Source organism: Phyllobacterium sp. UNC302MFCol5.2, assembly GCF_000686005.1.
GTDB lineage: Bacteria > Pseudomonadota > Alphaproteobacteria > Rhizobiales > Rhizobiaceae > Phyllobacterium > Phyllobacterium pellucidum.
In genome coordinates this window covers 1,622,856-1,646,968 of record NZ_JMLL01000010.1, presented here as the reverse complement: position 1 = coordinate 1,646,968, position 24,113 = coordinate 1,622,856, and the positions used below count along the sequence as shown (strand labels likewise).

General features: G+C 59.2%; 21 protein-coding genes and 1 riboswitch. Of the genes, 8 read left to right on the top strand and 13 right to left on the bottom strand.

Translation table 11 applies throughout. From position 1 onward, the window contains the following. Positions 1-37 precede the first annotated feature (37 nt). Both gap and tkt read right to left on the bottom strand, forming a co-directional pair. A complete protein-coding gene (gap, locus tag BR48_RS0109955) occupies positions 38-1,045 on the bottom strand; it encodes a type I glyceraldehyde-3-phosphate dehydrogenase (protein WP_027231171.1) in 1,008 nt (335 codons plus the stop codon). A 58-nt stretch (positions 1,046-1,103) separates the two neighbouring features. Beyond that, positions 1,104-3,089, bottom strand: coding sequence for a transketolase (gene tkt / locus BR48_RS0109950; protein ID WP_027231170.1), 1,986 nt, complete (start codon positions 3,087-3,089; stop codon positions 1,104-1,106). A gap of 347 nt (positions 3,090-3,436) precedes the next feature. Here tkt and BR48_RS0109945 point away from each other — a divergent pair, with 347 nt between their 5' ends. Then, a complete protein-coding gene (locus BR48_RS0109945) occupies positions 3,437-3,709 on the top strand; it encodes a DUF4164 domain-containing protein (RefSeq protein WP_027231169.1) in 273 nt (90 codons plus the stop codon). Between the two features lie 22 nt (positions 3,710-3,731). Further along, positions 3,732-4,097, top strand: coding sequence for a cell division protein ZapA (locus BR48_RS0109940; protein WP_027231168.1), 366 nt, complete (start codon positions 3,732-3,734; stop codon positions 4,095-4,097). A 7-nt stretch (positions 4,098-4,104) separates the two neighbouring features. Here the strand turns inward: BR48_RS0109940 and BR48_RS0109935 are convergent, their stop codons facing one another. The 5 genes from BR48_RS0109935 to BR48_RS0109915 all read right to left on the bottom strand — a co-directional run bounded on the left by BR48_RS0109935 (position 4,105) and on the right by BR48_RS0109915 (position 9,423). Continuing rightward, positions 4,105-5,775 (bottom strand): ABC transporter ATP-binding protein, encoded by a 1,671-nt coding sequence (locus tag BR48_RS0109935; RefSeq protein ID WP_027231167.1) that lies wholly within the window; start codon positions 5,773-5,775, stop codon positions 4,105-4,107. Positions 5,776-5,859: 84 nt separating this feature from the next. Further along, positions 5,860-7,674 (bottom strand): ATP-binding cassette domain-containing protein, encoded by a 1,815-nt coding sequence (locus BR48_RS0109930; RefSeq protein WP_027231166.1) that lies wholly within the window; start codon positions 7,672-7,674, stop codon positions 5,860-5,862. A gap of 131 nt (positions 7,675-7,805) precedes the next feature. Next, on the bottom strand, positions 7,806-8,138 hold the full coding sequence (locus BR48_RS24235; RefSeq protein WP_091921023.1) for a glycine zipper 2TM domain-containing protein: 333 nt from the start codon (positions 8,136-8,138) through the stop codon (positions 7,806-7,808). 272 nt (positions 8,139-8,410) lie between these two features. Then, on the bottom strand, positions 8,411-8,692 hold the full coding sequence (locus BR48_RS0109920) for a hypothetical protein (protein WP_027231165.1): 282 nt from the start codon (positions 8,690-8,692) through the stop codon (positions 8,411-8,413). Positions 8,693-8,778: 86 nt separating this feature from the next. Beyond that, entirely contained in the window at positions 8,779-9,423 is a 645-nt protein-coding gene (locus tag BR48_RS0109915) for a thiamine diphosphokinase (RefSeq protein WP_027231164.1), read from the bottom strand. Positions 9,424-9,796: 373 nt separating this feature from the next. Further along, a riboswitch (TPP riboswitch) is annotated at positions 9,797-9,915 on the top strand. Between the two features lie 44 nt (positions 9,916-9,959). On the opposite strand from BR48_RS0109915, the gene thiB reads away from it, so the two are divergent. The 4 genes from thiB (at position 9,960) to BR48_RS0109890 (ending at position 14,992) form a co-directional block, all read left to right on the top strand. Then, the gene (gene thiB / locus BR48_RS0109905) at positions 9,960-10,976 is read left to right on the top strand and encodes a thiamine ABC transporter substrate binding subunit (protein ID WP_027231163.1); all 1,017 of its coding nucleotides are present in this window, start codon (positions 9,960-9,962) and stop codon (positions 10,974-10,976) included. 4 nt (positions 10,977-10,980) lie between these two features. After that, a complete protein-coding gene (thiP, locus tag BR48_RS0109900; protein WP_027231162.1) occupies positions 10,981-12,615 on the top strand; it encodes a thiamine/thiamine pyrophosphate ABC transporter permease in 1,635 nt (544 codons plus the stop codon). Then, positions 12,608-13,360, top strand: a complete 753-nt coding sequence (thiQ, locus tag BR48_RS0109895; RefSeq protein ID WP_051614732.1) for a thiamine ABC transporter ATP-binding protein — start codon at positions 12,608-12,610, stop codon at positions 13,358-13,360. The genes thiP and thiQ overlap by 8 nt, the downstream gene beginning before the upstream one ends. Positions 13,361-13,564: 204 nt before the next feature. Beyond that, positions 13,565-14,992: a M48 family metalloprotease gene (locus tag BR48_RS0109890; RefSeq protein WP_027231160.1), complete on the top strand. Its 1,428-nt coding sequence runs from the start codon at positions 13,565-13,567 to the stop codon at positions 14,990-14,992. Positions 14,993-15,044: 52 nt separating this feature from the next. Here BR48_RS0109890 and BR48_RS0109885 read toward each other — a convergent pair whose 3' ends face one another. The 6 genes from BR48_RS0109885 to BR48_RS0109860 form a co-directional block, all read right to left on the bottom strand. Next, positions 15,045-15,644: a CarD family transcriptional regulator gene (locus tag BR48_RS0109885; RefSeq protein ID WP_027231159.1), complete on the bottom strand. Its 600-nt coding sequence runs from the start codon at positions 15,642-15,644 to the stop codon at positions 15,045-15,047. A 359-nt stretch (positions 15,645-16,003) separates the two neighbouring features. Continuing rightward, on the bottom strand, positions 16,004-16,342 hold the full coding sequence (fdxA, locus tag BR48_RS0109880; protein ID WP_027231158.1) for a ferredoxin FdxA: 339 nt from the start codon (positions 16,340-16,342) through the stop codon (positions 16,004-16,006). Positions 16,343-16,656: 314 nt separating this feature from the next. Beyond that, positions 16,657-17,055 (bottom strand): RNA-binding S4 domain-containing protein, encoded by a 399-nt coding sequence (locus tag BR48_RS0109875; protein ID WP_027231157.1) that lies wholly within the window; start codon positions 17,053-17,055, stop codon positions 16,657-16,659. Between the two features lies 1 nt (position 17,056). Then, positions 17,057-20,140 carry a helicase-related protein gene (locus BR48_RS0109870; protein WP_027231156.1) on the bottom strand — a complete coding sequence of 1,028 codons (3,084 nt, stop codon included), beginning with the start codon at positions 20,138-20,140 and terminating at the stop codon, positions 17,057-17,059. 561 nt (positions 20,141-20,701) lie between these two features. Next, positions 20,702-21,427: a beta-ketoacyl-ACP reductase gene (locus BR48_RS0109865; RefSeq protein ID WP_027231155.1), complete on the bottom strand. Its 726-nt coding sequence runs from the start codon at positions 21,425-21,427 to the stop codon at positions 20,702-20,704. Positions 21,428-21,549: 122 nt separating this feature from the next. Further along, positions 21,550-22,734, bottom strand: coding sequence for an acetyl-CoA C-acetyltransferase (locus BR48_RS0109860; RefSeq protein WP_027231154.1), 1,185 nt, complete (start codon positions 22,732-22,734; stop codon positions 21,550-21,552). Positions 22,735-22,995: 261 nt separating this feature from the next. Here BR48_RS0109860 and phaR point away from each other — a divergent pair, with 261 nt between their 5' ends. Next, entirely contained in the window at positions 22,996-23,601 is a 606-nt protein-coding gene (gene phaR / locus BR48_RS0109855) for a polyhydroxyalkanoate synthesis repressor PhaR (protein ID WP_027231153.1), read from the top strand. Between the two features lie 74 nt (positions 23,602-23,675). Continuing rightward, positions 23,676-24,113, top strand: a complete 438-nt coding sequence (locus BR48_RS0109850) for a heme-binding protein (protein ID WP_027231152.1) — start codon at positions 23,676-23,678, stop codon at positions 24,111-24,113.

Sequence of the window (24,113 nt, the reverse complement as noted above, 5' to 3'; positions counted from 1 at the left end):
TCGACCCGCCATCCTGAAACCGTCAAAGCGTGACCAATCAGATCACCTTGCCGAATGCGACTGCGGTGTCGCCCATGCGGTTCGAGAAGCCCCATTCATTGTCGTACCAGGAAAGGATGCGCACGAAGGTGCCGTCCATGACCTTGGTCTGGTCGATGTGGAAGACCGAGGAATGCGGGTCGTGGTTGAAGTCGATCGAAACATTCGGCGAATCCGTGTAGCCGAGAATGCCCTTCAGCTTGCCGTTGGCAGCGGTCTTGATTGCTTCGTTGATCTCCGCAACCGTGGTCGGGCGCTTGGCAATGAACTTGAAGTCGACAACCGACACGTTCGGCGTCGGCACGCGGATTGCAGTGCCGTCGAGCCTGCCATTAAGTTCCGGCAGTACCAGGCCGACGGCCTTGGCCGCGCCGGTCGAGGTCGGGATCATCGACAAAGCTGCGGCACGGCCGCGATAGAGGTCCTTGTGCATCGTGTCGAGCGTTGGCTGGTCGCCCGTATAGCTGTGGATCGTGGTCATGAAGCCATGGTCGATACCCACCGCTTCGTTGAGCACATAGGCAACCGGCGCAAGACAGTTCGTCGTGCAGGAGGCATTGGAAATGACCATATGCTCCTTGGTGAGCTTATGGTCGTTGACGCCGAAAACGACGGTCAGGTCCGCGCCTTCCGCCGGAGCCGAAACGATGACGCGCTTGGCGCCAGCCTCGAGATGCGCGGCAGCCTTGTCGCGGGCGGTGAAGATACCCGTGCATTCAAGCGCGATATCGACGCCGAGTTCCTTCCACGGCAATTCGACCGGGTTGCGTACGGCGGCCACCTTGATGGGCCCACGACCGACGTCGATCGTATCGCCGGAAACCGTGACGGTTCCGGGGAAGCGCCCGTGAACGGAATCATAGCGCATCAGATGGGCATTGGTTTCGACCGGACCGAGATCATTGATGGCAACGACCTCAATATCGGTGCGGCCGGATTCGACGATTGCCCGAAGAACATTGCGGCCGATGCGGCCAAAACCGTTGATTGCAACGCGAACTGTCATTTCTGTCTCTCCCTGAGGGTTAGGAGCCCTTGGTTGGATTATGCTGGAAATCGCCTGGTTATTTCAACTTGCCTTCGGCCGCTGCGACAATTGCGTCCGCGGTGATTCCGAAATGCTTGTAAAGCTCTTCGATCGGGCCGCTGGCGCCAAAACCGGTCATGCCGATGAAGATGCCGTCGAGACCGATGAAGCGATCCCATCCCATGCGGATTGCCGCTTCGACCGCGACCTTGACGGGCGCATCACCAAGTACCTTCGCCTTGTAATCATCGCTCTGTTCCTCAAACAGTTCAAAGCACGGCACGGAAACGACCCGGGTCGGATGACCGTTGGCTTCAAGCTGGTCGCGGGCTGCGAGCGCGATCTCGACTTCGGAACCGGTTGCGAAAATTGTTACCTCGGCCTTGCCGCTTGCGGCGGCGAGTTCGTAGGCACCGTAGGCGCATTTGTTTTCATCGACATGTTCGGTACGCACCGTCGGCAGGTTCTGACGGGTGAGCGCCAGGGTCGAGGGGCGCTTGCGTGATTTCAGCGCGATCTCCCAGCATTCCGCGGTTTCAACGACGTCCGCCGGGCGGAATACGTAGTTGTTGGGGATGGCGCGCAGGGCAGCGAGGTGCTCGACCGGCTGGTGCGTCGGACCGTCTTCGCCAAGTCCGATCGAGTCATGCGTCATGACATAGATGACGCGGATACCCATCACGCAGGAAAGGCGCATCGCGCCGCGCGCGTAGTCGGAGAACGTGAGGAAAGTGCCGGAATAGGGAATAAGGCCGGCATGCAGCGCGATGCCGTTCATCGCAGCCGCCATGCCGTGCTCGCGGATACCGTAATGGACATAGCGCTGGCCGTAATCTTCCGGGGTGATGTTCTTCGTCTGCGTCGTCTTGGTATTGTTGGAACCGGTCAGATCGGCGGATCCGCCGATCGTCTCCGGAACAATGCCATTGATGACTTCAAGCGCCATCTCGGATGCCTTGCGCGTGGCAACCTTCGGCTTTTCTTCCGAAAGCTTTTTCTTGTAAGCGATGATCGCGGCCTCGAAGCCGGCAGGCAGGTCGCCGGCAACGCGCCGTTCGAATTCCGCGCGCATACCGGCGTCAACGGAGGCGAGACGGTTGCTCCAGGAAGCATGCTCCTTCAAAGAACGCTGACCGGCAGCGCGCCATGCCTCCAGAATGTCCGCGGGCACGACGAAGGGCTCGGCGGTCCAGCCGAGCGCTTTTTTGGCGCCGGCGAGCTCTTCCGCGCCGAGGGGCGAGCCATGCACCTTGTTGGTGCCGGCCTTGGTCGGCGCACCGAAGCCAATCGTCGTGCGGCAGGCGATCATCGTCGGCTTGTCGGACTTGTGCGCATCCTCGATGGCAGCGGCGATAGCCGCCTGGTCGTGGCCGTCGACTTCGAGCGTATGCCAGCCCGACGCTTCGAAGCGGGCGCGCTGGTCGGTGTTGTCGGCAAGCGAAACGGGGCCATCAATGGAAATATTGTTGTGATCCCAGAAAACGACGAGCTTGTTGAGCTTCAGGTGACCGGCAAGTGCGATCGCCTCCTGGCTGATGCCTTCCATGAGGCAGCCGTCGCCGGCGATGACATAGGTGTGGTGATTGACGAGATCATTGCCGAAATGGGCGTTCATGATGCGCTCGGAAAGCGCCATGCCAACCGAATTGCCAAGACCCTGGCCGAGCGGCCCGGTCGTCGTCTCGATGCCCGATGCGTGACCATATTCCGGGTGGCCGGCTGTGCGAGAGCCGAGCTGGCGGAAATTCTTGATCTCCTCGATCGTCATGTCCTCGTACCCGGTGAGGTAGAGAAGCGAATAGAGCAACATCGAGCCGTGGCCCGCGGAGAGGACGAAACGGTCGCGATCCGGCCATTGCGGCGCTTTCGGATCGAACTTGAGGAACTTGGTGAAAAGGACGGTCGCAATGTCGGCTGCGCCCATGGGAAGGCCGGGGTGGCCCGAATTGGCCTTTTCAACGGCCTCCGCCGACAGGAAGCGGATTGCATTGGCCATTTGGTTGGATTTTTCAGAATTGGTCATAGTTACCGTCTTTCGTGGAGGAAAGGAGACGCCGTTTCTGGAAGCCGGTCAGACAATATCCAAAAGGCACGCGACACATAGCAGGTGTCATCAGGGAGTCAATAAAACCAGCCCCGGACCGGGCATTATTGGCCGGTCCGATTGCGCCAAATCCGGTGATTTGTCACGGTTTGCGACAAAATTTGATCGCCGGTGATCCCGCGCGTCATTCGATTATCGGTGCATGACTTGGTCATGACAGCGCGGATTGATTGACGCAACGTTCATGCAACCTCTAGACTCCAGTCCATAAGCTGTTCTTCTTTTTTGCGATTCGCGAAAAGGTCGACACATAAGGGGAAGCGAAAATGGCATCGGAGGCCACCCTCAAACAGGTCCTTGAACGATTGGGAAAAGCTTTGGCCGCGCTCGAGGATGCGGTGGACATGCGATTGGAGCACGAGGGCGATTTCGCCGAGGCCGAAGAAGAAGTCCAGCGCATGAACATGGACCGGCGCAAGCTCGCCCAGGAACTCGATGCATCCGAGGGGCGCGCCGAGCGTCTCGAGGCGGCTAACAAGGAAGTTTCGCGCCGTCTTGTCGCCGCGATGGAATCCATCCGCACCGTTCTGGACCGCTGAAGGGCTGAAGGGAGCTTACGCCATGGCCACTGTTACCGTAACGATCGATGGCAAGGCCTACCGCATGGCCTGCGACGAAGGCCAGGAACAGCACCTGACCGGCCTCGCGGAGCGTTTCGATCAATATGTCACTCACCTTAAATCCTCGTTTGGCGAGATCGGCGACCTGCGCCTCACGGTCATGGCCGGCATCATGGTGATGGACGAGTTCAACGAGTTGCAGATGCGGGTGAAGGGGCTCGACAACGAGGCCGAGGCCCTGCGCAAGAGCCGGGACGAGGCCCTGATGCGCGCCGACAAGAACGATGCAGCAATAACCGGCGTGCTTTCGGAAGTAACGAACCGCATCGAAACGCTGACGACCAAGCTTTCGCCCAAGCCAAACTAGCACATCGTTACGACACGAAGGCGCAGCCATCGGCGAGCCGGATAACCCGATCCTCCGGGCGAATGACTGTTTTCCGATGAGTGATGGCGATGATGGTTACCTCGTCCTTCAAACGACGCAGCCCTTGCATGATATCGGCCTCAGTACCCTCGTCGAGGGCGGAACTCGCCTCGTCGAGCAGAAGCATTCTCGGATTGGCGTAGAGCGCACGGGCAATGGCGATACGCTGGCGCTCGCCGCCTGAGAGTTTCAAGCCGCGCTCCCCGACAACGGTCGCAAAACCCTCGGGAAGCTGTGCGATGAAATCGTCGATGGCAGCGTTGGCGGCCGCCTTGAGAAGCAGCTCGCGGTCGAGCGGCCGCCCGAGCACGATATTCGCCTCGATCGTGTCGTGCAGGAGCATGATTTCCTGCGGCACGACGCCGATCGCCTTGAACCAGTCGGAGCGCGCAATGGTCTTCAGATCGACGCCGTCCGCTATGATGCGCCCAGATTGCGGTTCCAGCGATTTCAGGGCCAACTTGAACAGGGTCGATTTGCCTGCACCGGTTTCGCCGGTGATGAAGGTCACCCATCCGCGTTCGACACAAAAACTAATGTCTTTCAGTCGTTTGGACTCGCGGTAGCCAAAAGCGACCTTGTCGAAACACAGGGTTCCCTTGACGAGGGTAAACACATTGTTCGTGCTGGGTTCAGGCTCTTCCGGCGCCATCCACATCCGTGCGAATGGCAAGAATTCGGAATAGGACTTCACCAGGTCGTCGATGGCATAGCCGATCATTTCGAACGGCTGATTGAGCTGCAACAACAGCATGTTGAACAATACGACATCGCCTACCGAGAGTTCGCCGGCCCGATAACGCGGAAGCAGGATAACGAAAGCGATTACCAGTTGAAGCGCCAGCGCCGTTCCATGGACGCAGGCGAAGCCAATTTCGATATTTACGTATTTTCGCCACTTCGCGCGAACCGTCCGCGCATTTTCCGCAAAGCGCTCTCCTACCCAGTTCGCGCTTCCGAAATAGCGCAGCGTTTCCATCGAATTGACCGAATTGCCGACAAAGCGCGCATTTTCCTGGCTCGTTTCAATGGCTACATCGAGATGCGGCCGTTCCCATTTGTTGGAAAAGTAGGTGGCCGCGATGAAGAACGCACCGTAGCCGAACACAATCGCGGCAATTTCCCAGTTGATCGTTGCGCCGAGCGTGACCATGGTCAGCGTAATGCGGATTAAACCTGGCAGGATTGCCAGGATCCCAAGCTGTATCACGCCGGCGAGCGCGTGTTGGCCGCTCGCCTGGGCGCTTTGAATCTCCGCAGGATTATGATCGATGAAGAAGGCGACGTGCTTTCGCAGCAACCTTGCGAAAAAGCTCGTCCCGGCAATGAAATTGACGTTTTGCGCATTCATGAACGACAGGCTTTGAACGACGCGCTCCAGCGCCGTCTGCAAACCCTGAAACACGGCATATGTCACCCAGCCCAAAAGCAAGCTCTCGGCAAGTTTGTCCGCGCCAAGGCGATCGACCAAACGCGAGAAAAAATAGGGGGCCATGACCGATGTAACAGCCGACAGGGCCACTACCGCTGCGATCAGGAGAAGCGTCCAGCGCGATTGTCGCCAATAGATATGAAGAATAGAGCGCAAGGGCTCGGCTAGCACGCGCCAATCGACCAAGGTTCCGGCTCCGGACAGGTGGGAAAGCCGGCAATCTCTTGCAGGAGCGCGTCGGGGGCAACCCCTACCTTGGACTAAATGATTTCAGCCTTCGATCTCTTCGCGCAGCATTTCGAGTTCGAGCCATTCATGCTCATGCGCTTCGAGGCTATGCCGCTTCTTAGCGATGTCATCGACGGTCTTGTTGAAGAGACCGGCATTCCTGGCGAAGAGGTCCGGATCGGCGAGTTTCTTTTCGAGCGCGGCAATTTCCGCATGCAGCGTCTCGATCTTTGCCGGCAGCGTTTCGAGCGCGAATTTCTGCTTGTAGGATAGCTTGCGCTTTTCCTCTCGCGCCGGCGCCGCTTTTCCTGGCTCGCTCGTCGCGGCGGACGCCTTCGCGCCCTTTATTTCCTTGCGTGTCGCCAGCGCTTCCTTGCGCTGCGCCAGCATGTCCGTGTAGCCGCCGGCGTATTCGAGCCAGCGTCCATTGCCTTCCGGCGCGATCACCGACGTCACCGTACGGTCGAGAAAATCGCGATCGTGGCTTACAAGCAGCACGGTTCCCGGAAAGCCCGCGACCAGTTCCTGCAGCAGATCGAGCGTCTCCATGTCGAGATCGTTGGTCGGCTCGTCCAGCACGAGAAGGTTTGCGGGCCGGGCAAGAACGCGCGCCAGCATCAGCCGCGCCCGCTCGCCGCCGGAAAGTTCGCGGATCGGCGTGCGCAATTGCTCCGGCTGGAACAGGAAGTCCTTCATGTAGGAAGCGACATGGCGTTGCTCGCCATTGACGATAACGTTCTCGCCGCGCCCGTCCGTCAGATAGTCGGATAGCGTCTGTTCGAGATTGAGGCTGTCGCGCCTCTGGTCGAGCACCGCGATTTCAAGATTGGTGCCAAGTTTCAGCGTGCCGCTGTCGGATGCGAGCTGGCCGGTGAGCATGGAGAGAAGCGTGGTCTTGCCGGCACCATTCGGCCCAACGAAACCGACGCAATCGCCGCGCTGGATCCGGGTCGAAAAATCATCGACCAGGACATTATCGCCGTAGGCCTTGGACAAATGCTCTGCTTCGATGACCAGCTTGCCCGATTCCCTTGCGTCGCTGGCCTTCAGGACAGCCGTTCCCTGCGCCCGCCGGTGATTGCGGAATTCGCTGCGCATGGTCTGCAATTCGCCAAGGCGGCGCATGTTGCGCTTGCGCCGTGCGGTGACGCCATAACGCAGCCAATGTTCTTCACGCACGATCTGGCGCCCGAGCTTGTGAAGGTCGCGCTCCTCTTCTTCGAGGATCTTGTCGCGCCATTCCTCAAAGCCGGCGAAACCCTGTTCGAGCCGTCTGGTAACGCCGCGATCGAGCCAGACCGTCGCACGGCTGACGTTTTCGAGAAAGCGCCGGTCATGCGAAATGACCACGAGGGCCGAGCGCATCTGGCGAAGTTCGCCTTCCAGCCATTCGATCGTCGTCAGGTCGAGATGGTTCGTCGGCTCGTCGAGAAGCAGGATATCCGGCTGCGGCGCGAGCACCTTGGCAAGGGCCGCCCTGCGCGCCTCGCCGCCCGAGAGATTGTCTGGCTTTTCTTCGCCGGTAAGCCCCAGATGTTCCAGCAGATAGCCGACGCGGTAGTGGTCGTCGGCGGGTCCGAGCCCAGCTTCCACATAGTCGTGGACATTTGCAAATCCATCCATGTCCGGCGCCTGCGCGAGATAGCGCACTGTCACGCCCGGATGCTTGAAAACCTCGCCATCGGTCGGCGCAATGAAGCCAGCCGCGATTTTTAACAGCGTCGATTTACCCGAACCATTGCGTCCAACCAGGGCAATGCGATCACCCTCGCTGACGGAAAGCGCAGAATCGGTCAGGAGCGGCGTGCCGCCGAATGTCAGCGCAATCTGGTCGAGACGAAGCAGTGGTGGGGCCATGAAGAAATCAAATCCAGCGGTACGGGCAGACCGGGGTGGCCGGGCGCATGGCCTTTTCGGCGAGAAACGTGCCCCTGTCAAATAAAACAGGCCGGAATTTTCCGGCCTGTCATTGGACTGTGCGTTGAAAATCAGTATCCGCTGCCGCCATAGGCGCCGCCGCCATTGCCTTCGCAAGGCGCGGTATAGATCGAGCCGTCACGCCGCTGGTAGCGGCAGAGGTTCTGCGTCTGGCCTTGCGGCGTCGTTACGGTGCCGATTGCGGCACCGAGCAAGGCACCGCCTGCTGCGCCAACCACCGTGCTCTTTGTGTCATGCCCCAGCGCCTGGCCGGCAATCGCACCCAGGCCACCGCCAATCAGGGCGCCCGTCCCTCCACGTACGTTTTGCTCGCTCGTTGCGCAACCGGCAACAGAGACGGCCAGCAGCGCGGATACCGCAATGGCGGTCAGACGTAACTTCATGACAAATCCTTTCATGTCCAAAACAGATGCGGCGGACCCTGCTGTGCCAATAAGGCAGAAGAAAGTTTTCCGTCGCGCTTACCAACAAATTATGGCGGAGCCCTCGTCGACATTCTCGGCTCGTGGACCGAGGATCATGGTTGTATGAAGCCGAAGGAGGGTCTGCGTACGCCACGCTCACCTACGTTCAGTAGCGTCGTTCGGCTATTCCGCCCTGGCCAAAAAAACAGGCCGGGAAAATCCCGGCCTGCTCTCATGCTAGAAATAACCGATTATCGGCACGGGGCCTGATAACGCTGGCCATAACGATTCTCGTATGTGCAATAACGATTGCTATTGTTGTTGGTGGCAGCACCAACCAAAGCACCACCGGCACCGCCGATTGCAGCACCTGCAAGGGCGCCCTTGCCACCGTTGATTGCGCCACCAGCCAATGCACCCAATGCCGCACCGCCTACGCCGTAGCCGGCGACGCGCTGATCAGAAGTGGTGCACCCGGCGGCCGAAAACGCCAGGAGTCCGGCGACTGCAATCGTGGACAAACTTTTCAACATGGAAGACCTCTCCCGTTGTTAGAACCAAATTTCAACAGCTTGCGTCCCCAATACTGTCCTGCAACAATTGCATCTAGCGCTTTTTTTTACAAGCCGGACGCAGGTTGCAAGGCAGCAATCAGGATTGCCTTACCTGAATCGAGCGATACCCGGAGAGTTCCGCGTACCGAATTCGAGACAGTAAGCGATGAACCGAAAGAAAGTTCCATATTTTGCAGCGGCCAGCGCGCGCCTTCGATAAAAAGGCCGTGCAATGGCGAAAATGCAACAATACTGAAGAGGGTATCTTCGGGGAAATCGAACCTATAGGAACCTGCGACCAGCGGATGCGCTTCTTCATCACCGCTGGAGAGGATTATCTTGCGGCCTTCGGCCGCATGGGCCGTCGCCATGGTGAGATGCAGGAGCGTGTGATCTGTGCGCGAACCGCCGAACGCCCCGCACAGAATGACCTCGGTTGCGCCGAGCCGATAGGCCTCGTTGAGCGCCAGCTCGCCGTCCGTCATATCCTTTGCAGCCGGGAAAACCGAACGGGGAACATGCGCATAACGCCGGTCGAGTTCAGGCGACGTCGAATCGAAATCGCCGAGCCAAAGCTCGGGTTCGAGGCCGAGGGCTTCGGCATGTGCTATGCCGCCATCGGCCGCAAGGACGCGGGCACCGGCGACGAGGTCCCTGAGGCGATCATTGGCGTGGACGGTTCCGCCGAGAAGAATGACAAACTTGCTCATGACGCGGCCATAGCATGCGGCACTCGCGCCGCATAGCGTCGTTCAGCGTGGCATGAAGCTGCCGGGCAAAGGCACGCGTACGAACGCTAAAACCCTGTAAGCTGCACCAGCGAGATACCGTAGAATATGTAAGCCCCGATTGCCGTGGCGATGGCGATGACCACCAGCATGGCCCCATCCGTGAGTTCGAACATTTCTGCCCCCTTAGTCTTCTTATTGTTCTGAAGAGAAATCTAGCAGATTCGGGGACGCATGGCTTCACACAAATCCGGGTTAATCAGCGCGGATTAACCGGCCGCCGGCATTGCGATCGCAACCACACGCAAGACGGGCAATCGGCTTGCGCCGACCAATGTTTTTCTTTAATCTTTGCAACGCTCTAACGGGGTGCCTGCCAGAAATGACAGGCTGAGAGGCAAAAGGTGAAACACCTGCCAACCCGCGGAACCTGATCCGGTTTGTACCGGCGGAGGGATTAGACGCGGCATCACAGCCGGCGCACCAATCCTTTTGAACACCAAGCTAAGGAGGCGCCGATGCGGCCGCTAACGACATTATTGAAATTTGCACTCATGATCGGTGCGCTGGCCCTCGCTTTCCCGGCGGGTGCCAACGCCGAAGGCAAGCTCACCGTCTATACCTATGAAAGCTTCACCGCAGAGTGGGGCCCCGGCCCCAAGGTTAAGGAGGCTTTCGAGAAACAGTGCGGTTGCACGGTCGACTTCGTTGCCGTGACGGACGGCGTTGCCCTTCTTAACCGGTTGAAGCTCGAAGGCGCTGCAACGAAGGCGGACATTGTACTCGGTCTTGATACGAACCTCACCTATGAAGCGGCAGCGACCGGCCTCTTCGCGCCGCACGGCATCGATACGAAGGCAGTAGCAATTCCGGGTGGCTACAAGGACGATACTTTCGTACCCTTCGACTATGGCTACTTTGCCGTTATTTATGACACGGAGAAGCTGACGAACCCTCCGGCGAGCCTCAAGGACCTCGTCGAAGGCGATCCGAAACAGAAGATCGTCATAGAGGACCCGCGTACTTCGACGCCGGGCCTCGGACTGCTCCTGTGGGTAAAATCGGTCTATGGCGACAAGGCGGGGGAAGCTTGGGCCAAGCTCAAGGACCGCGTCTTGACCGTTACGCCCGGTTGGTCGGAAGCATACGGCCTCTTCACCAAGGGTGAAGCCCCGCTTGTCCTCTCCTATACGACATCTCCTGCCTATCATGAGATCGCCGAGAAGACCGAGCGCTACAGGGCCGCGTCGTTCGCTGAAGGCCACTATCTGCAGGTTGAAGTCGCGGGCCAGACCACGACGGGTGCGAAGAACCCGCTGGCCAAGGAATTTCTTGCCTTCATGACCTCGCCTGCCTTCCAGGACGCCATCCCGGAAAACAACTGGATGTTCCCGGCGGCAAAAACCAGCGCGCCGCTGAACCCCGCCTTCGACAGGCTGGTAAAGCCCGTAACGACCCTGATGTTCTCGCCGGAGGAAGTCGCCAAGAACCGCAAGGCCTGGATCGACGAGTGGCTTGCGTCGATGAGCCTGTAACGCATTGACGCCCACCATCTCCCTCAAACCTTTGGCCGGGGCACTCGCCCTGGCCTTTCTCGCCCTCCTTGCGGGGGGAGCCTTGCTCGGTCTCCTGAGCGAGGCATTGCGTGGCAATACCGAAGGCTTTGCTGCATTCGACAGCTATTTGTGGAGAGTTGCACGCTTCACCCTGTTGCAGGCCGTTCTTTCAATGCTGCTCTCGATCGCCTTTGCCATCCCGCTGGCCCGGGCCCTCCATGCCAATCCTGATTTTCCGGGGCGGCCGATGATCTTGCGCCTTTTCGCCCTGCCCCTTGCTTTGCCCGCGCTTGTCGCCGTGCTTGGCATCACCAGCATTTACGGACGCAACGGCCTTCTCGCTGCACTGCTTGCGCAATCCGGCTCTGAAATCATACCGAACATCTACGGTCTCACTGGCATTCTGATCGCCCACGTGTTCTTCAACCTGCCGCTGGCAACACGTTTCATTCTCGCCAGCCTCGATTCAATTCCGGAAGATTACTGGAAACTCTCCGCGCAACTCGGCATGCGCGCATGGGCCCAGTTTCGCCTGATCGAATGGCCGGTAATACGGCGCAATCTCGCCGGCATAGCCGGACTGATCTTCATGCTGTGCATTACGTCCTTCACCATCGTGCTGACACTTGGCGGCGGACCGCGCGCGACAACACTGGAGGTGGCGATCTACCAGGCGCTCCACTTCGACTTCGATATCGCGCGCGCCGTATCGCTGACCCTGTTGCAGCTGACCCTGACGGTCGCGGTACTTTTGCTCCTCAGCATGGCCGGCCGTCCTACGGAGGAGGGTTTCAGCCTGCGCACGACGGCCCGCCGCTTCGATAGGCCTTCTGCCCGTGCAAGGTCGTTGGATGCTATTCTCATTTTCGTCAGCGTGCTCTTCGTCGGATTGCCAATGGCAGGCACCGTGGTTTCCGGTCTTTCTGCCGATCTTTCGCGTCTGCTGGGCGAAACGCAGGTGTGGCGGGCAATCCTAACCAGCCTCGGCCTTGGCGCTGGCGCCGGCCTTCTCGCAACGCTGATTTCGCTCGTCCTCGTTACGGCACGCGAGGACATCGCAAACCGCCGCCGTTACGGAACTCCCGGCATTTTTGAACGCGCCCTTGACCTCGGCGCCAGCCTCATCATGGTTGTGCCACCGATCGTTATCGGAGCGGGGTGGTTCATCCTGTCGCGCCATTTCGTCGATCCGTTCAGGCTTGCGCCGGTCATGGTCGTCAGCGTCAATGCGGCGATGGCAATTCCATTCGCATACCGCATTCTGCGACCGGCCTGGGATACGGCGGCGAGCCGCCATAACCGGCTCTGCGCGGAACTGGGCATCAGGGGATGGAACCGGCTTTGCCTCATCGACTGGCCGGTATTGCGGCAGCCCTTGTGGATTGCCTTTGCATTCGCAATGGCGCTTTCGCTCGGCGATCTCGGAACGATCGCGCTTTTCGGAAATGACGCTGTCCAGACGCTGCCCTACCTCCTGTTGCAGCGCATGGGCAGCTATCGCACTCAGGATGCGGCCGGTCTCGCCCTGATACTCGGCTGCCTGTGCCTGCTCCTGATGATCCTTGCTGACAGGGGCGCCAACCGCCTGAAGACACGCGAGGTGCGTAGCGATGGTTGAACACACCAGTGAAGGATCGCGGCATGGCGCCGAAATCCGCCTTGAATCGGTGGATTTCGATTATGGCGAGATGGCGATGCATTTCGACCTTGTCATCGAGCCTTCCTCCATCGTCACCATCATCGGGCCGAGCGGATCGGGGAAATCGACGCTGCTTAACCTCATCGCCGGCTTCGAGCCGGCAAAGTCTGGACGCATTTTCATCGAGGGCAAGGACGTGACCCACGCCGCGCCTGCCGAGCGGCCCGTCTCGATGGTGTTTCAGGAAAATAATCTGTTTGCTCATCTCGATGTCGCGGCCAACGTCGGACTGGGCCGTCGGCCGGATTTGCGCCTTGACGACGCCGACCGTGCCGCAATCATGGAAGCAATCCGCAAGGTCGGTCTCGCCGGCAAGGAGCAAAGGAAGCCTGAAGCCTTGTCCGGCGGCGAGCGCCAACGCGTCGCCATTGCGCGGGCTCTGGTGCGAAAGCGGCCGGTACTTCTGCTCGACGAAGCTTTTGCGTCGCTGGGCCCGGCGCTGCGCCATGAAATGCTTGACCTCGTCGAAACCCTGCAGCGCGAAACCGCAATGACCGTGGTCATGGTCACCCATCATCCAGACGATGCGCTGCGCATGGGGTCAATCCTGGTCTTTCTCGACAATGGCACGATCGCGGCCAAAGGACCCGCACAGGAACTTTTATCCGAACAGGGACCATCGCTGTTGCGGAAATACCTCGGTACGAAAGACTCTGACCTTTGACATATTTTCGACGCCTTGGCTTACTTAAGAAAAAACCATGAAATTCTTGCTCAGGACAGTTCATCGGGATAGCAAGAAGGATGGTACGCGAGTCTGCTGCTTCGCGATGACAACGAGGATATGATTCTGGGTCCGCACGATCTGCAATTGAGCCACGGATGGTTCCCTCCCGCCACCCGCCGCAGGAATCTTGCGTCGGCAACGCTGCTGCTCGCCTTTTTGTCAGGTTGCCAGGTGCTGAGCGTGACCAAGGAGGACGCCATTGGCCCCTCCTCCAATCCCGTGACCGTGGACAATGTCAGCAAGAACGACCGGCTGGCAAAGCTCAGTGCCGAACAGCATCCGCGTATCCTTGCAACCTATGGCGGCGAGTACAAGGATGCCAAGCTTGAGCGCATGGTTGCGAAGGTCGTCGGCAACCTGACCACCGTGTCCGACAATCCGACGCACACATATCGCATCACCATTCTGAACTCGCCGAACATCAATGCTTTCGCCTTGCCCGGCGGCTATCTCTACGTGACGCGCGGCCTGCTTGCGCTTGCCAATGACAGCGCCGAGCTTGCCGCCGTCATTGCCCACGAAATGGGTCACGTCATCGCCAACCATGGCATCGAGCGGCAGCAGCGCGAACAGGAAGCGCAGATTGCCGGGCGTGTCGTCTCGGAAGTCCTCCAGGACGATAGCGCCGGTCGCGAGGCCCTCATTCGCGGCAAGCTGCGCATGGCGCAATTCTCACGCAACCAAGAATTGCAGGCCGATGCGATCGGCATCAAGATGATCGGCGAGGCAGGCTATGACCCGTTTGCCGCCGCTCGCTTCCTGCAATCCATGGCCTCCTATGCGGATTTCCGCAGCGTTTCCGGGGCGACGGACGCCAGTCTCGACTTTTTGGCGAGCCACCCGTCCGCGCCACAGCGCATCGAGCTTGCCCGCGGCCACGCCCGGCGGGTTGGGGCCCCCGGCGTCGGCACCACCGATCGCGATTCATTCCTGCAAGGCATCGACGGCATCCTCTATGGCGATACGCCCGAGGAGGGTTTTGTCCGCGGCCGCAGCTTCGTTCACCCGCTGCTTGGCGTGAGCTTCACAGTGCCGGAAGGCTTCGTCATCGACAACAGCGCCGATGCGGTTATGGCAACCGGCCCCGGCGAAGTGGCCATCAGGTTCGATGGAACGCAGGTCTCCGGTAACCCTTCGATGACGGACTATATGCGCAGTGGCTGGGTCACCGGGCTCGACAATGCGAGCGTCACCGCGACGACTTTCAATGGCATGCCCGCAGCGACGGCGAAGGCACGGGCGGACCGCTGGGAGTTCGACATCTTCGTCGTCAACGCCGGCAACCGCATTTACCGGTTCCTGACCGCCGCGCCGGCCGGAAGCGCCGCGCTCAACCCTGCGTCACAGACCGTTATCCAGAGCTTCCGCCTGCTCACCACGCAGGAAAAGGCGAGCATCAAGCCGCTGCGTATCCGGGTCGTCATCGTCAAGCCCGGTGACACGCTCGTAAGCCTTTCCAATCAGATCATGGGGACGGATCGCAAGCTCGATCTCTTCCGCCTGATCAATGCACTGCCGCCAGGCGGCACCGTCTCCGTCGGCGACAAGGTCAAGATCATCAGCGAATGACAATAAAAAAGCCCGGCATTGCCGGGCTTTTTACGATCGATGAAAAAACAGCTTATGCCGCTTCTTCCTGTTCGTCTTCGACGGCGATGTCAGCATCGGCATCGGCTTCTTCAGCCTTCGCACCGCGCTTCGGGCCCTTGGCGAGGTTAACCTCGATCAGCCGGACGGCTTCTGTTTCCGACATCTTGTTGACGGCGGAAATTTCACGCGCCATGCGGTCGAGCGCAGCTTCGTAAAGCTGGCGTTCCGAATAAGACTGTTCAGGCTGATTGTCTGCGCGGAAAAGGTCGCGCACGACTTCCGAAATCGAGATAAGGTCGCCGGAATTGATTTTTGCATCATATTCCTGCGCGCGGCGCGACCACATGGTGCGCTTGATACGGGCGCGGCCCTGGACAACCTTCAATGCGCGATCGACATAGTCGGTCTCGGATAACTTGCGCATGCCGATCGCAGTCGCCTTGGCAACCGGTACCTTCAAACGCATCTTGTCTTTCTGGAAATCGATGACGAAGAGTTCGAGCTTGTGGCCTGCAACTTCCTGTTCTTCAATATTTACGATCTGGCCTACACCGTGGGCAGGATATACAATAAATTCACCCGTTTTAAATCCAATACGCTGGGCGGCTTTCTTCTGCTGAACTGCTGTCATTCGCTTAATAACTCCTTGTTGCGCCCGGCAAAACGCACCGGCTAGAACCAACCACTGGACCCGGATTACCGGTCTGTCGGCCGTCAATATGTTCACGCAAAAGCAATCCGGACAAACCAGCGGGCTGAGGCACACAAACAACCACACCCTGAACTGTTAGGTCCGAAATAAATCTAGCCGATTGGTGATTTATGCTTTAGCGCCACGAAATTGACGTCCAATGATCAACATATCAAAGGACCATAACATGAAAAGTGATTAGAATCAACTTTTTGCTGCACTTGCTCAAAAATAGTCAGAATGCAAGTCTTGAAAATTGCAGCAAATCAAGTCTTGCAAACATGGGATTCGCGAACGATTCAATCGCCTTCGCCGGGCTCCGCTGAAAAGAATTTTTCAAACTTGCCTTCGACGCCGTCCATCTCCTTCGCATCGGCAGGTGCATCGCGCTTCTGCGAGATATTAGGCCACTTGTCGGCATATTCCGCGTTAATCTGCAGCCAGCTATCGAGACCCGGCTCGGTATCCGGCTTGATCGCTTCCGCCGGACATTCAGGTTCGCACACGCCGCAATCGATGCATTCGTCAGGATGAATGACGAGCATATTTTCGCCTTCATAGAAACAATCGACCGGACAGACCTCAACGCAATCCATATATTTGCAGCGGATGCAGTTATCGGTCACAACGTAAGTCATTTGCAGGCTCCTGAAGACACCACACTCAGTGTGTCAGCGGTTGAGGTAACGATTTGGCGCCGGGCTGACAAGAGGGGAAAATCGGCTGCGGCACCAGAACGCGCCCCGTCAAAGGTCTAAGTCGCGGAAACGAACTCCATCCGACCTGGCCAAGGGCAAATCCAAGTATGCGCGCCGCCTTTCTTCGCACCGGGCAGGCCCGTCAACAAGCAACCAGCATCCTTTGCTAGCGCAGATTGCGGAATAATATTTTAGCTGTGCGGCCTTTGGTGGAGATTATTTCGACGTCGCCGTCAATACTTGCAATTGAGCCGTCAATTGTCGCGGTCGTCGTCGATGCCATCCATCAGGCGATCCACCTGCCGGCGTTCGCGCTTTGTCGGGCGCCCGCTGCCGGCGTCGCGTTTCGGCAGCAAGTCGAGTTTGCTCACATCGCCTTTAGGCACTGGCGGCGGCGACATATCCTCATAGAGCGTGCGCGCTTCTTCGGCCGGGCCGCGTCTTTGTCCGCCATCGAGCACTCGATAGATGAGTATGCGCCGATCAAGCGTAATCGTCAGCACATCGCCCGCCTTGACGCCATGCGACGGCTGGTCGACTTTGTCCTTGTTGAGCCGAACGCCACCGCCCGAGACAAGTTTCGCTGCGAGGGAACGGGATTTGACGACCCGCGCGAAGAATAGCCACTTGTCGATGCGCTGCCGGTCCGACATCCTATTTTTTCAGTTGCTCCTTCAAGGCAAGGAGCTTGGCAAAGGGCGAATCCATGTCGATCTTGACTGGCCGCTCCTCGCGCTCGGGACGCTTGCCATGCTGCGGCTTGCCGTTGTTGGGCTTGCCGCCTTCGTTCTTGAAGCGATCATTGCCTCCGGGCTTGCCCTTGCCGCCGAAATGTTCCTTGCGCTCGCTCCGCTCGGGCCGCACATTCTCGTTGTTGGCCGGACGAGGGCTGCGTTGCTCGGCCTGGTTGTTGCCCCGGGCTTCCGCACCACGGGCGTTGCCGCGCTTTTCCTGATTGCCGCGATTGCCGCGGCCATCGAAACGGGCCTGCCGCCACAAAAGAATTGGCTTTGGCGCTTCTTCTGGGGCGCTCGGTGCAGCCTCTACAGTTTCCGCCGCTTCTGCGGGAGCGCTGGCGACAACCGTGGTCTCTGCCGGTGCGGCAGCGGGTTCAGCTACTGTCGACGTGGCTTCGGATGCGGCGTGCTCTGCCTCGACAGCATCGGCTGCAACCGGTTCTGCCGTTGCTTCGGCTGCGCCACCTTCCGCAGCCGGAGCCGCTTCTTGCGCGGGCACGGGGGCCGCATCGAGCTCGACGAGCTTGGCGGCGACTGCTGCGGCGTCGGTCGCTTCCGCACGGTAGCCGAGATTCTTCAGAATCTCTTCCATGTCGTCGGCAGTCGCGCCAAGAATCGACATCATTGCCGGGGTTACGACGAAGCGCGTCCCATCGTAAGCGCCATCCGGACGCGTGCCGGTTCCAGGCTTCCAGCCGAGAGCCGGGCGGATGAGATCAGCGAGCCGTTCGAGAATATCGATGCGAACGGCGCGGCGGCCAAGCAGGCGGTAACCGGCAAGGCGGTAGAATGCAGGATCAAAGCTTGCATCGGTGACGACCGACGTGCGTCCCGCTGCAAGCACCTGCACGACGTCGCCATAACCCGGACGATCCTTGGCGTCTTCCTTGAGCGCCCAGAGCAGCGTCAACAGGCCGGCCGGAGCGGGCTTCAAGAGCAGTGGCAGGAAGACGTGGTACGCGCCGAACCGCACCCCGAGCCTGCGAAGCGCAGCGCGCGAGTCCTGATCGAGGCCGCGAACGTCGTCAGCAACATCGCGGCGCTGCAGGACACCGAAATTTTCGACGAGCTGGAAGGCAAGTCCCTTGGTGATACCGACGAGCGCATCGGCATTGGCGAGATCAACCAGCGGCTTGAGGACCGTCTCGATATGATGCGCCAGGAAACGATCGACGCGCGCGGCAACCTTATCGCGCGCCGGACCCGTCAATTGCTCATCCGCCAGAAGGACGGCGCGCGGCTTGAGCGCCTGCTCGCCCGGCACCACCGACGCGATCGGGGCGCCTATCCAGCGCAGGGTTCCATCCGACCCGAGGGCGAAGTCGCCATTGGCAGACGCGGCAAAGCGCTCTGCCCGGCTCTCGAACTCCGCAGCCAGGGCTTTTTGCGCGGCTGCCCGGAGGGCTTTGGCATCCGTTCCCTCGACCTGTGCGTCCGTTGTGAAACGGAATCCGTCCAGGCGTCCAACATGGTGCCCTTCGACAACGACGTCCCCGGCAGGGCTGATTTCGGCTTCTAGCATTGTATTCTCTCTCAGGCGCCTCATAAGCACGCTTGTCCTGCGGTCTACGAAGCGTTTCGTCAACCGTTCATGCAGTGCATCGGATAGTCTGTCCTCAATTTCACGCGTCTTTTCTTGCCAATGTGTCGGATCTGCCAGCCATCCGGGCCTGTGCGACACAAAAGTCCACGTTCTGATCTGGGCGATCCTGCGTGAAAGAGCGTCAATGTCACCGTCCGTGGAATCGGCCCGGCGCACCTCTTCGGCCATGTAATTCTCGTTTACATGACCGAATTCGACGAGATCGGTATAGACCGACGCGATGATGTCGGCATGCTGCGCCGGCGCGATCTTGCGGTAGTCTGGAAGCGCGCAGGCATCCCACAACAGCGCCACGCGCTCCGGCGTATTGGCAAGCGGGGCAACGTCGGGATCGGCCGAAAGAAACTCGAGCGCTTGCTGGTCGACGGCGGGGAGCGCACGCGTCAGCCCTTCGATCGGTGCCGGTGTCTCGATCGAACGCTTCAGCGCAGCGATGCTCGAATAGTCGAAACGAGCCGTCCGCCACTGCAATATCTTGACCGGGTCGAATGTGTGCGACTCGACGCGTTGCACCAGCTCCTCGGAAAAACCGGAAATTGCCCCCGTGACCCCAAAGGTACCGTCGCGCAAGTGCCGCCCGGCTCGGCCGGCAATCTGGCCGATCTCGGCCGAAGAAAGGTTGCGGAACTGATAGCCGTCAAATTTCCGGTCCTGGGCAAAGGCGACATGGTCGACATCAAGGTTGAGACCCATGCCGATCGCGTCGGTCGCGACCAGATAGTCGACATCGCCCGACTGGTAGATTTCGACCTGCGCATTGCGCGTCCGGGGACTCAAGGCGCCCATCACCACGGCAGCGCCGCCGTTCTGGCGCCGGATGAGTTCGGCGATCGCATAGACCTCCTCGGCCGCGAAGGCTACGACCGCGGTGCGCGGCGGCAGGCGGGTAATCTTCTTCGATCCCGCATAGGTGAGGTTGGAAAGCCGCGGCCGCGTGACGACGGAAATGCCGCGCAGGAGCTTTTCGAGAATACCGCGCATGGTGGCGGCGCCGAGCAACAATGTTTCCTGGCGTCCGCGCAGATGCAGGATGCGATCGGTGAATATGTGCCCGCGCTCGAGATCATTGGCGAGCTGCACCTCGTCGATGGCGACGAAATCCATGTCGGTCTGGCGCGGCATGGCTTCCACTGTGCAGACTGAATAGCGCGCGCCGACTGGATTGATCTTTTCCTCGCCCGTTATCAGCGCAACGTTTGCCACGCCGACCCGCTGCACCACGCGGTTATAGACCTCGCGCGCGAGTAGCCGCAGCGGCAGGCCGATCATCCCGGTCTGGTGCGATAGCATCCGTTCAATGGCGAGATGCGTCTTTCCCGTATTTGTCGGTCCGAGTACGGCCGTAACGTCACGGCCCGTCAGGACGAGAGGAAGTTCAGAGGTGGGCATAAGGTTCATCAACTACATTCCAATACCGGTACCAAGGCCCAATCAGGTGAATGAGTAGTAGCCGGGCATGCTTTTCCGCGTAGCACTTTCAACGTCCGACAGAAAGTATGCGGGGGCGACCGGATAAACAATCATGAACCGATTCACGGAGTCTTCCATTAAGAAATAGAACGCGAGAAGAACGAATCAGCTACGAATCAGCTCTAGGATGAGATTCCTGATTTGTTCACGGCAATATGTAGATTTTTGCAATCCGAGTCCAGCTAAATGCTGAATCGGCTTTTGCCGAGATGAGCAGTCCTGTGGCATCTGCATTAACGATAATGCCAGAATGAAAGACGCCCGATTGAATAAAATACGACTGTAAATTCAATAAGTTATTAGAAATTCGAGCAGAAAAGTACTGCGTGTGGTTTTACTCCTGCGAATCCGACTGGAAGCGCGCAACGGCCAGGTAAAGCCCTGTCGTTTCGCGCCTTGTTACGCAAGTACGACATCGCTGTTAGGAGAAGATTCAGGGCTTGCGAATGAAGAGTGTCTCGCGAGACCGCGCGACACTCTTTGGCAGGATCAGCTGAAATATTGTCCGCCATTCGCCGAGATCGTGGAGCCGGTGATGAAGCCGGCATCGTCCGATGCCAGGAACACCACGCAACGCGCGACTTCCTCCGGCTCACCGAGACGGCCGACCGGGATTTGCGGAATGATGCGCTCGTTGAGCACCTTCTCGTCGATCGCGCGCACCATCTCTGTGCCGATATAGCCCGGGCAGATGGCGTTGACGGTGATGCCGGCGCGCGCGCCCTCCTGGGCCAGCGCCTTGGTGAAGCCGATATCGCCTGCCTTCGACGCCGAATAATTCGCCTGTCCCGCCTGGCCCTTCTGACCGTTGATCGACGATATGTTGATCACCCGCCCAAATTTGCGGTCACGCATGCCGTTCCACGCCGGGTGCGTCATGTTGAAGAGGCCCGTGAGGTTCGTATTGATGACGTCATTCCACTGCGCCGGCGTCATCTTGTGGAACATTGCATCGCGCGTGATGCCGGCATTGTTGACGAGAACGGCGACCGGGCCGAGATCGGCCTCGATCTTGGCTATGCCGGCTGCGCATTCCTCATAGTTGGACACGTCCCATTTGTAGGCTGGTATGCCGGTTTCCTTGCTGAATTTCTGCGCCGCTTCGTCATTGCCGGCGTAGTTTGCCGCAACATTATAGCCGGCCTTCTTCAGCGCAATGCTTATGGCAGCGCCGATGCCACGTGTTCCGCCTGTTACGATTGCTGTTTTTGTCATTGTCGCCCTCCCTTTAAACGTATTTATGCCAATCAAGAAAATGTTGAGAAAATCGAAAGCGCAGGGCCTACCGACCGTGCGAAATGGACCGGCCCGTCAAATGCGCGCCGGTCCTCAGCGGATTAGTCCTTGAGGCGTTCGATGCAGAGTGCAACGCCCATGCCGCCGCCGATGCAAAGGGTTGCGAGCCCCTTCGTGCCGTTACGGCGCTTGAGCTCAAAAAGCAGCGTATTGAGAATGCGCGCACCCGAAGCGCCGATCGGATGTCCGATCGCAATGGCGCCGCCATTGACGTTGACGATATCGGGATTGAAGCCGAGGTCCTTGTTGACGGCGCAGGCCTGCGCAGCAAATGCCTCGTTGGCTTCGACCAGGTCGAGATCCTCGGCTTTCCAGCCGGCTTTCTCCAGCGCCTTGCGCGAGGCAGGGATCGGCCCGGTTCCCATGATTGCCGGGTCAACGCCGGCGGTCGCCCAGGAAGCGATACGGGCAAGCGGCTTGATACCACGGCGATTGGCTTCTTCCTCCGTCATCAGTACGACGGCGGCCGCGCCATCGTTCAACCCGGAGGCGTTGCCTGCGGTCACGGTGCCTTCCTTGTCGAAGGCCGGACGCAGCTTGGTCAGCGCATCCATCGTGGCGCCATGGCGAATATATTCGTCATCGGCAACGACAACGTCGCCTTTGCGCGTCTTGATGGTGAAGGGAACGATCTCGTCCTTGAACTTCCCGGCCTTTTGCGCGGCCTCGGCCTTGTTCTGCGAGGCGAGGGCGAAACTGTCCTGTTCCTCGCGCGTCAACTGCCACTTGCGGGCAATGTTCTCTGCGGTGATGCCCATATGATAGCCATGAAACGCATCGGTGAGGCCGTCCTTGATCATCGTATCGATCATCTTGTAGTCGCCCATCTTCACACCGGCGCGAAGATGCGCGCAGTGCGGGCTCAAGGACATCGATTCCTGTCCGCCGGCGACGATGATATTGGCATCGCCTGTTGCAATTTGCTGCATACCCAGCGCCACGGCGCGCAGGCCCGAGCCGCACACCTGGTTGAGGCTCCAGGCGGTTGCCTCCTGCGGGATACCGGCAGCGATGGCTGCCTGACGCGCAGGGTTCTGGCCCTCGCCGGCCGTCAGCACCTGGCCGAGAATGACTTCATCCACATCTGCTGCCTCCACGCCGGCCCGCGCCAGGACCTCCTTGATGACGGCAGCACCAAGTTCATGCGCCGGCGTATTGGCGAATGCGCCGTTGAATGACCCGACAGCGGTGCGCGCCGCACTGGCAATGACGATCGATTGGCTCATGGGAGGTCTCCTCAAATTTGTAATGCTGGTTGGTGCAGCACACTTCCCCGACAGAATTCCCTCCCCGCAATCGTTTGACAAGGCATTTGTTTCCGAAGGCCAAATTATCCATTGCTGCAGCGCAGCATGACCTTCCTCGCATCGCGTTGGATGCGCTGCACAATTCTCTTTGAATTGCCGCGCTTTGCCCCTATCCTTCCCGCTTGATCCGTAAGCCGGCACGCAAATTCGGCGGAGGGCGCGAGGTTGGGGAGTTGAGCAATGGCAGGAAAAACTGGCGACGTCGTGATCAAGAAATATGCCAATCGGCGTCTCTACAATACCGGCACGAGTACCTATGTGACGCTTGAGGATCTGGCCGAAATGGTCAAGCGCAATGAGGACTTTACAGTACAAGATGCGAAGACGGGGGAGGACATCACGCATTCGGTTCTGACGCAGATCATCTTCGAACTGGAGAACAAGGATGGGCAGAACATGTTGCCGATCCCGTTCCTGCGCCAGTTGATTGCCTACTACGGCGATCAAATGCAGGTGGTTTTGCCGACATTCCTCGAACAGTCCATGCAGGCTTTCGCCAAGGAGCAGGAGCGTATGCGCGAGCAGCTGAGCGCGGCCTTCGGCAAGACGCCAATGGACATGATGAATGTCAGCGCCCCTATCAAGCTGGTCGAAGAGCAGGTGCGGCGCAACACTGAAATGCTGCAGAACGCAATGCGCATGTTTACGCCCTTTCCGCTCGGCAAGGGCCCGGAGCCCGAAGCGGGCGAGGTATCCGACAAACCCACCAAGGATGGCGGCGGCCTCGACGAGTTGAAGGAACAGATCGCAGCGATGCAGCGTAAACTCGACTCGCTCGATAAATAGCAACCTGCTTCATTCGACAATGGGCTTCGCTCCGAAGCCTGCTTTCATTCGACATCTATCGCAGAGAGACCATCATGGCGTACATCACACTTTCGAAAGCCAATTCCATCATCAAGGCCGCATTGGCCAAAGGCGCCGAAACCGGGATGCGACCGCTTTCGGTCACCGTTCTCGACGCGGGCGGCCACCTCAAGGCCTTCCAGAAGCAGGACGGCTCGTCGATGCTCCGCTTTGAGATCGCTTTCGGCAAGGCCTATGGCGCCCTGGCTATCGGTGCCGGTTCGCGTACCGTGGAAAAATTCGCCAAGGACCGTCCACATTTCATGGAAGGCCTTGTCGCTTCGTCCGGCGGAAATGTGATCCCGGTTGCCGGCGGCGTACTTGTCAAGAATGCCAAGGGCGAGGTTATTGGCGCAGTCGGCATCAGTGGCGACACGTCCGATAATGACGAGACGGCAGCGATCGCCGGCGTCGAGGCCGCTGGCTTTGTCGCCGATGGCGGCCAGGGTTAG